This is a genomic window from Martinezella lusitana (assembly GCF_900094565.1).
Classification (GTDB): domain Bacteria; phylum Pseudomonadota; class Alphaproteobacteria; order Rhizobiales; family Rhizobiaceae; genus Rhizobium; species Rhizobium lusitanum.
In genome coordinates this window covers 1-13,260 of record NZ_FMAF01000011.1, presented here as the reverse complement: position 1 = coordinate 13,260, position 13,260 = coordinate 1, and the positions used below count along the sequence as shown (strand labels likewise).

The window sequence follows — 13,260 nt, the reverse complement described above, 5'->3', positions numbered from 1 at the left end:
GAAGGCAAGGTCGATAGGACAGTGCCGCGCTTCGGCCCGAAACCTCCGAAGGAGTGCAGATGAACCCCTACCCCGCAATCCGAAAAGTCTTCCAGGGCGTCCCAAGCCGACCGCAGATGTTCCGCATGTTCGACCGTCATCTCCAGCGGCCCAACCGTTGGGGAGACGACGCAACACCGCTCTATGACGGCGAATGGTTCGAAATCCTGCCGCCGCTCTGGATCTGCGGTTCGATGTTTGCGATGCGCGAGTTCCTGACCGGTTCGGTGACATCAGTGTTCTTCGCACTCCGGATCGATGAGGCGATCCGCTATTTTCACGGCTATTGCGACCTTTCCGAAAAAGCGTCCGTCGAGACCATGCGCCTTCCGATTATCGAGCGCGAGAACCGCCCGGTCCGGGTTTTAACGCGCGCGGAACGCCTTGAGCACATCTGGAGCAGCACGGCGGACGACTTTCGCGGCTATGCGGACGAGCGCTGGCCGGAGGCCTCGCGCGGCAAGCGCACTGTGATGATCTACGGCGGTAAAGACGGCACTGTTCTGAAGCTGCTGGAAGGCCTCAGCGACGACGAGATCGCCGCCAAGCTGCCGGTACAACTGCGCCACCTCCCCTCGCCGATCGCGGCTTGAGAGTTTCCGATTGCATCCGTGCGCGAAGCAATCGCGCCCGGCCCACGATAGCTGCGCAGCCCATGCAGGCGCCCCTTCCACCCCTTCGCGTTCCTCGACTGTCGCTTGCGGCGGATCGATGACGCTCGCTCACAAGGAGCTTTCGATGAGCACCGATCCATTCACCCTTGATATGTTTGGTAGCAGCGCTTTGTCATCAGGACTTGGTCTTGGCGTCACGGCGTTCGGCGGTTTTGCCGCCAACGACGACGAGCCCGACCCGACCCCACCCTCTCCGGCGCGGGCTCTGCCGGCGACCAACCGGCCGGTCCAGCGAAAGCAGGGGCAGCGCGCCAACTTCTATCTCGACGATGGCGACCGCGATCTCGCCGCGACCTGGAAGGAGCGAGCACGCATCAATGTCGCGGCCATCCTCACCGCAAACGAAATCGAGAGGCAAAATCTGCCGGCGACTCCGGCCGCCCAGGCGAGGCTGATCCGCTTCACCGGTTTCGGCGCCGGCGAGCTGGCAAACGGCATGTTCCGGCGGCCTGGGGAAACCGACTTCCGCACAGGTTGGGATGATCTCGGCAACTCGCTGGAAACAGTGGTCAGCGAGGGCGAATACGCGTCGCTCGCCCGTTGCACCCAATATGCACACTTCACCCCTGAATTCGTCATTCGGGCAATCTGGACGGGCATTCATCGTCTCGGCTGGCGCGGCGGCCGAGTGTTGGAGCCGGGGATCGGAACAGGCCTGTTTCCGGCGCTGATGCCGAAACAGTATCGCGAACTGAGCTACGTCACCGGCATCGAGCTCGATCCCGTCACGGCCCGCATCGCGAAACTGCTGCAGCCGAAGGCGCGCATCATCAACGGCGATTTCGCGCGCACGGACCTCAATGCGATCTACGATCTTGCCATCGGCAACCCGCCCTTCTCCGATCGCACGGTTCGTTCCGACCGGCACTATCGCGCGCTCGGTCTCAGGCTGCACGACTATTTCATCGCGCGGGCGATCGATCTCCTGAAACCTGGCGGGCTCGCCGCCTTCGTCACCAGCGCCGGCACCATGGACAAGGCCGACCGCACCTGCCGGGCGCATGTTGCAAAAACCGCCGACCTTATCGGCGCCATCCGCCTTCCCGAAGGCAGTTTTCGGCGGGAAGCCGGCACCGATGTGGTCGTCGATATTCTTTTTTTTCGCAAACGAAAGACGGGCGAAGCCGCAAACGATCTCGGCTGGCTTGATTTGGAGGAAATTCGCCCGGCGACCGCGGAGGACGGAGCCATCCGTGTGAACCGCTGGTTCGCGCAGCATGCGGATACTGTGCTCGGCGATCATGCCCTGGTCTCCGGCCCCTTCGGCGAGACCTATACCTGCGTGGCGCGGCCGGGCGAAAGCCTGGAGGCGGTACTTCTTGCGGCTATCGAGCGCCTTCCGGAGGGCATCTACGATGGCGAACCGACCGAAATCGATCGCGACCTCGAAGAAGAGCTGGCGGAAATCCTCGATCTGAAGCCTGACCAAAGCCGGATTCGGGAGGGCAGCTTCTTCCTCGACACCAGGCACGGCCTGATGCAGATGATCGATGGCGCACCGGTCGCGGTGAAAATTCGCAGTGGCCGCAGCGCCGACGGCATTCGGGAAAAGCATGTCCGGATCATCAAGAAGCTCATTCCGATCCGAGACGCCGTGCGCGAGGTGCTGAAGGCCCAGGAACTCGATCGACCGTGGCGCGAGTGCCAGGTGCGACTCAGGGTCGCCTGGTCGAGTTTCGTGCGCGATTTCGGGCCGATCAATCATACGACGGTGTCTATCAGCGAGGATGACGGGAGCGGAGAAGTTCGCGAAACTCACCGTCGCCCGAACCTTGCTCCGTTTCTCGACGATCCGGATTGCTGGCTGGTCGCGTCGATCGAGGACTATGACCTCGAAACCGATACCGCCAGGCCCGGAGCGATTTTCTCCGAACGCGTCATCGCGCCCCCTGCCCCGCCGGTCATCACCTCGGCCGCCGATGCCTTGGCCGTCGTCCTCAACGAGCGCGGTCGTATCGACCTCGACCACATCGCCGAACTCCTGCATCGCGACACCGACGACGTTCGGCACGAGCTTGGCGATGCCATCTTTCGCGATCCCGCCGATGGCTCCTGGCAGACCGCGGACGCCTATCTCTCCGGCGCCGTGCGCACGAAACTCGCGGTCGCAAAAGCCGCGGCCGAGTTGGATCCCGTCTACGAGCGCAATGTCCGGGGGCTTGAAGCAGTACAGCCCGCCGATCTACGCCCCTCGGACATCACCGCTCGGCTGGGTGCACCCTGGATCCCAGCGACCGATATCGTCGACTTCGTCCACGAGACCATGGGCGCCGAGATCAGGATCCACCACTTGCCGGAGCTCGGTTCATGGACCGTCGAGGCGCGACAGCTCGGATGGACGGCGGCCGGCACATCGGAATGGGGCACCGACCGGCGTCACGCCGGCGAGCTGCTTGCCGATGCGCTGAACAGCCGGGTGCCGCAGATCTTCGACGTGTTCAAGGACGCAGACGGCGAGCGGCGGGTACTGAACGTCGTCGATACCGAAGCCGCCCGCGACAAGCTGCAGAAAATCAAGCAAGCCTTCCAGAACTGGGTCTGGACCGATCCCGATCGTACCGACCGGCTGGCGCGGGTCTATAACGACCGCTTCAACAACATCGCGCCCAGGCGCTTCGACGGCTCCCACCTCCAACTTCCCGGCGCCTCTGGCGCCTTTATTCTTTATGGGCACCAGAAGCGTGGCATCTGGCGCATGATCTCGTCGGGAGCGACCTATCTGGCGCATGCCGTCGGCGCCGGCAAGACGATGACGATGGCGGCCGCCATCATGGAGCAGCGCCGCCTCGGACTGATCGCCAAGGCGATGCTGGTGGTGCCGGGCCATTGCCTGGCGCAGGCGGCCCGCGAATTCCTGGCGCTCTATCCCAACGCCCGCATTCTCGTCGCCGACGAGACCAATTTCTCGAAGGACAAGCGCGCTCGCTTCCTGTCCCGCGCTGCAACAGCAACCTGGGATGCCATCATCATCACGCACTCGGCATTCCGGTTCATCGCCGTGCCATCGGCCTTCGAGCAACAGATGATCCAGGACGAGCTGGAGCTATATGAGGATCTGCTGACCAAGGTCGACAGCGAGGATCGGGTCTCGCGCAAGCGGCTGGAGCGGCTCAAGGAAGGTCTGAAGGAACGGCTGGAGGCGTTGTCGACCCGCAAGGACGATCTGCTGACGATCTCTGAAATCGGCGTCGACCAGATCATCGTCGATGAGGCGCAGGAATTCCGCAAGCTTTCGTTTGCCACCAACATGTCGACGTTGAAAGGCATCGATCCGAACGGCTCGCAGCGTGCCTGGGACCTCTACGTCAAGTCCCGTTTCATCGAGACGAAGAATCCCGGCCGGGCCTTGATTCTCGCCTCCGGCACGCCGATCACCAATACGCTTGGCGAAATGTTCTCGGTCCAGCGCCTGCTCGGATCCGACGCGTTGCGCGAGCGCGGGTTGCATGAATTCGACGCCTGGGCCTCGACCTTCGGCGACACGACGACCGAACTCGAGATCCAGCCGTCGGGCAGATACAAGCCTGTCAGCCGCTTTGCCTCCTTCGTCAACGTCCCCGAACTGATCGCCATGTTCCGGTCTTTCGCTGACGTGGTGATGCCCGAGGATCTGCGCGATTACGTCAGGGTGCCTGATATCTCCACCGGCCGGCGGCAAATTCTCACCGCCAAGCCGACGCAGGCTTTCAAGAACTACCAGACCATCCTCGACGCCCGTATCAAGGCGATCGAGATGCGCGAAGGGCCGGCGCAGCCCGGCGATGACATTCTGCTCTCCGTCATCACCGATGGGCGCCATGCCGCCATTGACCTCCGCCTGGTCGACCCCGACAGCGAGAACGAGCCGGAAAACAAGCTCAACCTGCTGGTCCAGAACGCCTTCCGTATTTGGCAGGAGACGTCACAACGGACCTTTTTGCGGCCGGACGGCAAGCAGTTCGATCTGCCCGGGGCGGCGCAGATGATCTTTTCCGATCTCGGCACCATCAATGTCGAGAAGACGAGAGGCTTTTCCGCCTATCGATGGATCCGCGACGAACTCGTCCGGATGGGCGTTCCGCCATCCGAAATCGCCTTCATGCAGGATTACAAGAAGAGCGACGCGAAACAGCGTCTGTTCGCCGACGTGCGCGCCGGCAAGGTCCGCTTCCTCATCGGCTCTTCAGAGACCATGGGGACCGGCGTCAACGCGCAGCTTCGTCTCAAGGCGCTGCATCATCTGGACGTTCCCTGGCTGCCCTCGCAGATCGAACAGCGCGAGGGCCGGATCGTCCGCCAGGGCAATCAGCATGACGAGGTCGATATCTTCGCCTATGCCACCCAGGGCTCGCTCGACGCTGCTATGTGGCAGAACAACGAGCGCAAGGCCCGCTTCATTGCCGCGGCACTTTCAGGCGATACTTCGATTCGCCGCTTGGAAGACCTCGGCGAAGGAGCCGTCAACCAGTTCGCCATGGCCAAGGCGATCGCGAGCGGTGACGAACGGCTAATGCAGAAGGCGGGGCTCGAGGCCGACATTGCCCGGCTCGAACGGTTGCGCGCCGCTCATGATGACGATCAGTATGCCGTGCGCCGGCAGATCCGTGATGCCGAGCGCGACATCGAGGTTTCGATCCGGCGTATCGGCGAGATTGCCAGGGACATCGAACAGCTCATTCCGACTGCTGGCGATGCCTTCGTGATGGTGGTCAAGGGCGAGACCTATGAGGAGCGTAAGCTTGCCGGCCGGGCGCTGATGAAGGAAATCCTGACCCTCGTCCAGCTTCAACAGGAGGGTGATGTCGCCATTGCTTCGATCGGCGGCTTCGATGTGATCTATTCCGGCGAGCGGTTCGGTAAGGGTGACGGCTATCACTACGCCACCCTCCTCCAGCGTACCGGCGCCACCCAGGAGGTCGATCTTGCCGTCACCGTGACGCCGATCGGCGCGATCTCGCGGCTGGAGCACGCGCTTGCCGGCTTTGATGATGAACAGGCGCGGTATCGGCATCGACTGCATGAAGCCGAGCGGCGTCTTGGCGCCTATCGCTCGCGCGAAGGCGGCGTATTCGCATTTGCAGATGAGCTTACCGACAAGCGCCGGCAGCTTCGAGACGTTGAGGAGGAATTGGCGACTACGGCGCGCGAGGAAGCGGCCGCCAGGCCAGAGGCAGCTTGACCATCGGCCGATTGCGGTCTTTTGGATGCGGTGCAGCATGTGCATAGCTGCATTGCACAATAAATGACTTCCGTCTGCTCAAATAATGTTCATACCGCACGCAGCTGATGCACATGGCGGCCTCTCCTCCCAGTGCCGCCGCAGCAGCTGTTCCCCTCTGGAGGTTTATTGACCTTCACACTTCAAGGGCCGCGGTTTCCGCTGGCCCATTTTTTTATTTTCCATCTTATCAAAATCGACGTCCAGTCGCGTGCAAGCCGCCGCTTCTGCCGCCGACACGAGAAGGAAGCAAGGGAGAAAGGAAGGAAGGAAGAGGAATCGTCGCAGAGCAGTTCGCCGGTCGCCGCTTCCGCTCAACCGCCGCCTCCGCATCCCGGCCACTCGCCTTCGCAGGGCTGTCAGCCCCGCTCGTCCTTCGCGGCAGCAATGCTCGGCCGCAGTTGCACCCGGCCGCCCGCTCCGCGGTCCGGGAGATGTCTTCGGAAAAATGAAGACGCGAGAAGGACAGGCAGAAGGGCCGTGTCCAAATCCCCGAGAAGGAGCATCCCATGCAACTCATGAAGGTCGATCCGCGTGCGCTGAAGGACAACCCCGACAACACGCGTCAGTCGAAGTCGACGCCGCAGGCCGACGCCCTGCTTCTGGCGACCATCAAGGCTGTAGGCGTTATCCAGCCGCCCGTCATTTTCCCGGAAGCCGGTGGCAACGGCTACGTCATTGAAGCGGGTCACCGGCGCACACGCATGGCGGTCGCCGCCGGTCTCGAGGAAATCGACGTGATCGTCGTCGAGGCGGCCAACGACAATGGCGCCATGCGCTCGATGATCGAGAACATCGCGCGTGAGCCGTTGAACCCCGTCGACCAATGGCGCGGCATCGAGCGGCTGGTCGCGCTTGGTTGGACCGAGGAGGCGATCGCCGTAGCGCTTGCCCTCCCCGTCCGCCAGATCCGCAAGCTCCGTCTGCTCGCCAACGTTCTGCCTTCGATGCTCGACCAGATGGCGAAGGGAGATATGCCGAACGAGCAGCAGCTGAGGACGATCGCCGCTGCCTCGTCCGAGGAGCAGAAAGAGGTCTGGAAAGCCCACAAGCCGAAGAAGGGCGATACGGCAGCCTGGTGGCAGATCGCCAACGGGCTGTCGAAAACCCGCATGTACGCTCGCGATGCAAGCTTCGGCGATGATCTTCGCCTGGCCTACGGTATCGAGTGGTCCGAGGACCTGTTCGGCCCGGCCGATCAGGACAATCGCTACACCACAAATGTCGAGGCGTTCCTCGGCGCCCAGCAGGAGTGGATGGCAAGCAACCTGCCGAAGAAGGGTGCGATCGTCGAGGTCAACAATTGGGGCCAGCCGGACCTGCCGAAGAAGGCCGAACGCGTCTACGGCAAGCCAGGCAAAGGCGATTGCACCGCAATGTACCTCGATCGCGAGGGCAAGGTGCAGAGCGTTCACTACCGGATGCCGGAGGTCAGGAAGTCCGCCGGCCAGACCGGCACCGCGGCCGATGGGACGGAGGAGGCCAACGACGAGGCGGCGGTCGCCGGAAAGACAAGGCCCGACGTCACGCAGAAGGGCTTCGACATGATCGGTGATTTCCGGACCGATGCGCTGCATGAGGCGCTGGCCCGCGCGCCGATCGAGGACGACATGTTGATGGCTCTCCTGGTCATGGCCTTTGCCGGCACCAATGTCCGGGTCGATTCCGGCGCCAACGACACCATGTTCGGACTGAGGCGGTTCCAACGTCATGCCGCGCGCCTCTATTCCGCCGATGGCAGGCTGTCGGTTGATATGGACAGCGTGCGTGTCGCCGCCCGTTCGGTCCTCATCGACGTGCTTTCTTGCCGCCGTGGTATGTCGAACAGCGGCGTCGTCTCCAGGATCGCCGGCGAGGCGATCGGCGCCGAAGGCTTCCTACCGAATATGGGAACAGAGGACTTCCTTCTGTGCCTGTCGCGCCAGGCCCTGGAGACTGCGGCAAAGGAGGCCAACCTCCAGCCCCGGGCGCGGGTCCGCGAAACCCGCGCAGCCCTCGTCGACCACTTCACATCGACTGAGGCAACCTTCGTCCATCCGGCGGCGCTGTTTGCGCCTGACCCGAAGGACATCGCCGATCTCCTGAAACATCGCGATTGCTTCGACGAGGAGAATGCCCCGGTCGAAGAGGCGATCGGCGATATCGGCGGCGATGCGCAGCCGGACGCTCGCAACGACGCCGACGCTTCAGACGCACAGGATCTGGATCACGGGGATCCTGACGCTGATGCGGTGACGACAAATGATGACCCCTCCAGCGACGAGGAAACCGCCTACGCGATCGCGGCGGAATAGCAGACCCTCTTCTCCGCATGATCCTCCGCCGCCGGCCGCCCCGGCGGCGGTTTCGTTTCCACCACCATCAAAACTCAAAGGAGGATGCGCAAATGTCCGCGTCTCTGATCTATGACCTCGCCCCTGTTGGTTCCATCGTCGCCTGGTCGGATGGCACTCCCCGACCGCCCGAGCGTTTCAGCAAGAAGCTCGCCGCCTGGAAGACCCGGAACAGTCAGGGCCGGCTGGTCCGCAAGGAGGGCGAGCGCAGCCTCGGCGCCACGAGCCTGTCGCCCAATTTTACGCTTCACGAGGGCGATCTCGGCGCAAGTGGCGTGATCGCCATCCGCATCCACCGCACCTTCTCGCTCGAGAGCACGCTGACATTCAAAGTGATCGAGCGGCCGCCGCTCGGATCGGTTCGCGTTTTCGATCGCGCCGGCGCCAATGCCGAGCTCGTGCATCTCGCCGTTGATCGGCACGCGGCCGAGGAATGGCTCACCCAGCACGGCTATCCTCATGCCGTTCTCGACGAGGTGACTGAGGATGAGATTGCTGCCGATCACATGGAAGGGAGGGCTGCGGCATGAACCCGGCACACACGCCCCAAATAGAGGCCTCCACCCCTGAAGATTTAGGGGTGGAATTCGCCAGAGCCGCCGACGACATGGCTGTCGCGCGGATCGGCGATCTCGTCTTCGCAATGGTTCCTGCCGGTGGCGGGCAATATTTGCTCGCCAGTGCATGGCGCGTGTCGCGGCCGCTTGCCGCGCTGAAGCGCGATGATTTCTATTCCCACCATGGCGCGGTCGCCGACGAAGCGGCGTTTCGCGACCGTATGATCGAACAGGCGGAACACAGCCGCGAGTTGGGGTTGCTTTCCCGACAGAGCGTGCGAATGACCTGCAGCACGCCTTGGGGTGCGTCCCAGAGCGCCACCGTCTACGCCGACGGCATCGTCTCCCACACAACGGCTGGCCATGGCGGCTTCCAACTCTCCTCTGCTCGCAACGCCAGGGTCCATCCGATGCTGAGGGCAGACGGCGGCTGGTACGAGGAGGATGCCGCGTGGGCGGTCGTCGCCCTGACCTTTCCGGACCTGTTCACGGCCTACGAACGCAAGTGCTCGGACAAGACGATCCGCGACAGTTGGCCGGATGTCTGGGAGGCGATCTCCGGTCGCCCCCTTGCACCCGGCGAGTGCTACGAGAAGGATGCCCGAGCCTTCGCGCGGCAGCACGCTGGCGACTGGATCGTCATCTCGGCGCTACGGTCAGACCATAACGCCGGCATGACCGAGGTGATCGCCACGATCGGCGGCAAGCGCGGCGAGCGCGTGAAAGAGCGTCGCTTCCTGGTGCCGAGCGATGAGTATGCAATCGGCCGCTTCGGCTTTGTCATCGATGAGGCGAGGCATGCCGTCTATGACGGACCCTCCAGCTTCGCCGGTTGGCGTGGGAGGGCGTCGTAATGGCCAGTTCCGAACGACAGGCCGGCTCGCTTGCCAGAATGGAAGCGGCGCGGCGAAAGACACAGCACCAGCTCGCTCTCATCGAGCGGCAGATTACGCGCCGCATGACAGCGCTCATTCCGCAGCTTGGCCGACGTCAGGCTGGCTTTCGCCGGGGCAAGCCGCCGGAGCCGGGCGCCTTCCTCGAACGCTACCGCGCGAACCTGGCAGCTCTGACGGCCGAGCGCCAGCCCGAGCTCGACGCGCTTACCCGAAAACTTGCCCGGCAGGATGCGGCAATCACGGCATTTCGGGCGCGAGTAGAATCCGATCCACCCGTCGCAACCGCCCGGAGAGCGTCGCTATGAGCACGATCGGAGAACTGGAGCGAAAAGCCGGTATCGGCACATCGCCAGCCGAGAGAACCGCATTCTGGCGCCAGTTCCATCACCTCGAGGGCGAAGCCTGCGTCAACGCGGGGGTTGCGGAACTCAGGCGCCTGATCGCGGCCAGGGAAGCAGTGTCCGAGGCCTCGCCAAAGACGCGTGTTGCCCGTTTTCGCCATGAAGTAATGCCGCCCCTGACGGCGGATCAGCAAGCGGCGCTTCAGGCTTATGCCGCCAAGCATGGCCGCCGCTGGAAATCGATCCTCAGCAATGCGTGGATGGGCGGTCCGCCGCATGATGACGGCGGTCTGCTGCGGGGCCTTCGCAACTCGCACGGTCCGAGCTGGCTGCAATCCTACCGGTTGCCCAAGCCGCCCGAGCGGTAGGCGAGCATTCACGCCCGCGTGGGGAAGACGGAGTTTGCGGGGGAGCCTCCAGTTTCGTTTCGAGGACGTCGTCTCCCTCTCCACGCCGGCTTGCCCTTCGGTTTTGCTGCGGTCTGAACCGGCGGCCGTGCGCTTCAAGGCCGCTGTCGCGCCGCGGTGCGGCCGGACCCCGCCGTCCTTCTCGGAGCAGGCTCGCGTGCTCCGTCGAGGGCAGCTTGCCCTCTTCGCACGCAAACCGGCTCCGCTCGTCCAGGTGGGGCCGGACCCTGAAGCGCCCGTCTTTCCGCCGGTTCGGGCTGACCGCACCGAAGGGCAAGCCGGCATGGGCCGCAGCCGCTTCGGACGACCTCGAAAGGAAACGACCATGGCCAAGCCCGCATCCTCTCCTCGCCAATCCCCACGCGTCGTGCAACTTCGCAAGGGCGCCACCGTCGAAATGGTCCGGCTCACCTGCCCCGACGCCAGCCAGGCGCTGAAGATCGCCGAGAGTTTCGGGACCGCCGTCATCGACAGCGACGGCATCCGCGACCTGCATGAGCGCCTGATCATCGAGACAGCCGATGCGCTCGGCGATGGCCTTGGCGACAAGGCCATGCAGATCCACCTGCAGCGGATCGTCGGCGCCTATGTCGGTTCTGCCCATGGCGCCGGCCAGTTCTACAGCCGCGCCGTCACCGAAGCGCGCGATGCCACGGCCAAGGCCGCGAACGATGCCCGTGACGAGGACCTCGACGGCCCCGTCGGCTATGACAGCGCCGCCCAGCGTAAGCGGGAGTTTGCCGCCGACATGGGCATACAGGCCCATTCGCTCAGAATGGCAGCCGAAGGTGCCGTCGCTGCCTATGCCCAGGTCATCGGCGAGACCTGGAAGCCTTTCGACCGGCCGGTCGAGCAGCCGGGCACGTCGCTCAGCCGCAAGGCGGCCGAAGCGCAAATCTCAGCCTTCGATTAGATAGCTCGGGCGGGGCTCCGCCCGGCTTTTCAGTCGACACAAGAACGGCCGGTTCCATGGCGGGACCGGCTTTTTTCGTGTCGCGGAGGCGGAAACGAGCAACATGAAATGAAGCCGATGGCGCGCGCAGCGCAGCCCGTTCCGTTCGTCGGGTCTGCAGGAGCCGCCGGCGGACGCAACGGCCTTGCCGTCCTCCACTTTGTTGCGGCCGTTCCGGTGCATCCGCCGACTGACCTGCTCCTGCCTTCGACCCTCCGCAACGGGCCGCGACGGGCGCGGCCTCGAAACGGAGGTTTTGATATGAGCAGGACAGAAAATCAGAGGGGCGATCTTTATACCCGCATCACCGACAAGATCATCGAAGATCTTGCGAAGGGCGTGCGGCCCTGGATGAAACCATGGAATGCGGCGAACACGGCAGGCCGCATTACCCGGCCGCTGCGTTACAACGGGCAACCCTATTCTGGCGTCAACGTACTGCTTTTATGGTCGGAGGGCATCGCACGGGGTTATACGTCATCCACATGGATGACGTTCAAGCAGTCCCTTGAACTGGGCGCCGCGGTGCGCAAAGGCGAGACCGGCACGACCGTCGTCTTCGCCAGCCGGTTCACCAAGTCCGAAACCGACGGGAACGGCGGCGAAGTCGAGCGGGAAATCCCCTTCCTGAAGGCGTATAGCGTGTTCAACATCGAGCAGATCGACGGACTTCCCGACCACTACAATCATCAGCGGCCCGCACCGGTTCCAGATCCGGTCCAGCGCATCGAGCATGCCGATTGGTTCTTCCGCAACACCGGCGCTTCCATTCGCCACGGCGGCAACCAGGCCTTCTTCTCGCCGGCCGCCGACCTCATTCAGATGCCGCTGTTCGAGAGCTTCAAGGACGCTGCAAGCTACTATGCAACCCTCAGTCACGAGGTCACCCATTGGACCGCGCCGGACCACCGTGTCGGTCGCGACCTCAGCCGCTACGCCAAGGACAAGAGCGAGCGTGCGCGCGAGGAATTGATTGCCGAGCTCGGCAGTTGCTTCCTTTGCGCCGACCTCGGCATTGTTCCCGAACTCGACCCACGACCCGATCATGCGTCCTATCTTGACTCCTGGCTCAAGGTCCTGACCGACGACAGACGGGCGATCTTCCAGGCGGCAGCGCATGCGCAACGGGCCGTAACGTTCCTGCATTCGCTGCAGCCCGACTCAGCCGACGAGCGCCTTGCTGCGTAACGACTTGTCAGCGCCGGTCGTTGGTCTCGCCAGCGACCGGCAACTCTCGGTCGTCAGCCGCGGTGGGCGCGTCACGATCAGTTGCAAGGTCCAGTTTGCCCCAGATCGAGGTTTTCCGGTCAATCGGCTTGAGCTTCCGGGACGGCTTGATTTCAACGATAAACGGTTTTGTCTGCTGACGCATAAATCCTCCCGGCGACGAATCGCAAGGCGCGACGATAGCGCGGAGGATGGGCAATGCAACGCCCTACGCTCGGGGGTTCAGCGAGGCTTGGGTCTGGCATGTGGACAGGACAGCGGAGCGATGGTTGTAACGGTCGGACGGGCATTCGTGGATTGGCAGCCATTGCCATATCCCTTCGACTACTGCACCAGGCCACGACCTTCGCGGGCTCGATGAGGCATGTCTGATCGAAGACCGGCTTCACCTCGATCGTCTTCCCGCAACGGCCTTGCGAAACTTTCTTCCCCTGAGCGCGATGCGCTCATTCCTCGCGAAGCAACAAAGCTTCTCCTGGCCGCCCTCCATTTCATTCCGGCCTTTCAGGTGCGGTCCGATCGTCCCCGATCCTTGCGACAGCCATCGAGGCCGCGATGGGCGCGGCCCGAAACAGCAAAGGAATACGACAATGGCAACCATCGGCACCTTCACCACCTCCGAAACCGGCTTCAACGG

At 63.4% G+C, this 13,260-nt stretch carries 10 protein-coding genes; 9 read left to right on the top strand and 1 reads right to left on the bottom strand.

What is annotated here, in order from left to right:
• Positions 1-59 precede the first annotated feature (59 nt).
• The 9 genes from GA0061101_RS21185 (at position 60) to GA0061101_RS21145 (ending at position 12,584) form a co-directional block, all read left to right on the top strand.
• Complete coding sequence (locus GA0061101_RS21185; protein WP_028753478.1) at positions 60-632, top strand: DUF1419 domain-containing protein; 573 nt, start codon at positions 60-62, stop codon at positions 630-632.
• Positions 633-777: 145 nt separating this feature from the next.
• Positions 778-5,871 (top strand): N-6 DNA methylase, encoded by a 5,094-nt coding sequence (locus GA0061101_RS21180; RefSeq protein WP_028753477.1) that lies wholly within the window; start codon positions 778-780, stop codon positions 5,869-5,871.
• Between the two features lie 548 nt (positions 5,872-6,419).
• Entirely contained in the window at positions 6,420-8,204 is a 1,785-nt protein-coding gene (locus GA0061101_RS21175; RefSeq protein ID WP_015341931.1) for a ParB/RepB/Spo0J family partition protein, read from the top strand.
• Positions 8,205-8,296: 92 nt separating this feature from the next.
• Positions 8,297-8,773, top strand: a complete 477-nt coding sequence (locus tag GA0061101_RS21170) for a hypothetical protein (RefSeq protein ID WP_015341932.1) — start codon at positions 8,297-8,299, stop codon at positions 8,771-8,773.
• Positions 8,770-9,654, top strand: coding sequence for a DUF7007 domain-containing protein (locus tag GA0061101_RS21165; RefSeq protein ID WP_028753476.1), 885 nt, complete (start codon positions 8,770-8,772; stop codon positions 9,652-9,654). The genes GA0061101_RS21170 and GA0061101_RS21165 overlap by 4 nt, the downstream gene beginning before the upstream one ends.
• Entirely contained in the window at positions 9,654-10,001 is a 348-nt protein-coding gene (locus GA0061101_RS21160; RefSeq protein ID WP_037135796.1) for a hypothetical protein, read from the top strand. Before GA0061101_RS21165 ends, GA0061101_RS21160 begins: the two co-directional genes overlap by 1 nt.
• Entirely contained in the window at positions 9,998-10,405 is a 408-nt protein-coding gene (locus tag GA0061101_RS39870; protein ID WP_028753475.1) for a hypothetical protein, read from the top strand. Before GA0061101_RS21160 ends, GA0061101_RS39870 begins: the two co-directional genes overlap by 4 nt.
• A gap of 364 nt (positions 10,406-10,769) precedes the next feature.
• Positions 10,770-11,357, top strand: a complete 588-nt coding sequence (locus GA0061101_RS21150; RefSeq protein ID WP_028753474.1) for a hypothetical protein — start codon at positions 10,770-10,772, stop codon at positions 11,355-11,357.
• Between the two features lie 300 nt (positions 11,358-11,657).
• Positions 11,658-12,584, top strand: a complete 927-nt coding sequence (locus GA0061101_RS21145) for an ArdC family protein (RefSeq protein WP_028753473.1) — start codon at positions 11,658-11,660, stop codon at positions 12,582-12,584.
• 7 nt (positions 12,585-12,591) lie between these two features.
• On the opposite strand, the gene GA0061101_RS39865 is transcribed toward GA0061101_RS21145, so the two are convergent.
• The gene (locus GA0061101_RS39865) at positions 12,592-12,768 is read right to left on the bottom strand and encodes a hypothetical protein (RefSeq protein ID WP_179613316.1); all 177 of its coding nucleotides are present in this window, start codon (positions 12,766-12,768) and stop codon (positions 12,592-12,594) included.
• Between the last annotated feature and the right edge of the window lie 492 nt (positions 12,769-13,260).

What these genes read in the sequence shown, in the direction of transcription:
- GA0061101_RS21175 (WP_015341931.1), top strand. Translation starts at nt 6,420, where the DNA reads ATGCAACTCATGAAGGTCGATCCGCGTGCGCTGAAGGACAACCCCGAC.
- GA0061101_RS21180 (WP_028753477.1), top strand. Translation starts at nt 778, where the DNA reads ATGAGCACCGATCCATTCACCCTTGATATGTTTGGTAGCAGCGCTTTG.
- GA0061101_RS39865 (WP_179613316.1), bottom strand. Translation starts at nt 12,768, where the DNA reads ATGCGTCAGCAGACAAAACCGTTTATCGTTGAAATCAAGCCGTCCCGG.
- GA0061101_RS21145 (WP_028753473.1), top strand. Translation starts at nt 11,658, where the DNA reads ATGAGCAGGACAGAAAATCAGAGGGGCGATCTTTATACCCGCATCACC.
- GA0061101_RS21160 (WP_037135796.1), top strand. Translation starts at nt 9,654, where the DNA reads ATGGCCAGTTCCGAACGACAGGCCGGCTCGCTTGCCAGAATGGAAGCG.
- GA0061101_RS39870 (WP_028753475.1), top strand. Translation starts at nt 9,998, where the DNA reads ATGAGCACGATCGGAGAACTGGAGCGAAAAGCCGGTATCGGCACATCG.
- GA0061101_RS21165 (WP_028753476.1), top strand. Translation starts at nt 8,770, where the DNA reads ATGAACCCGGCACACACGCCCCAAATAGAGGCCTCCACCCCTGAAGAT.
- GA0061101_RS21170 (WP_015341932.1), top strand. Translation starts at nt 8,297, where the DNA reads ATGTCCGCGTCTCTGATCTATGACCTCGCCCCTGTTGGTTCCATCGTC.
- GA0061101_RS21150 (WP_028753474.1), top strand. Translation starts at nt 10,770, where the DNA reads ATGGCCAAGCCCGCATCCTCTCCTCGCCAATCCCCACGCGTCGTGCAA.
- GA0061101_RS21185 (WP_028753478.1), top strand. Translation starts at nt 60, where the DNA reads ATGAACCCCTACCCCGCAATCCGAAAAGTCTTCCAGGGCGTCCCAAGC.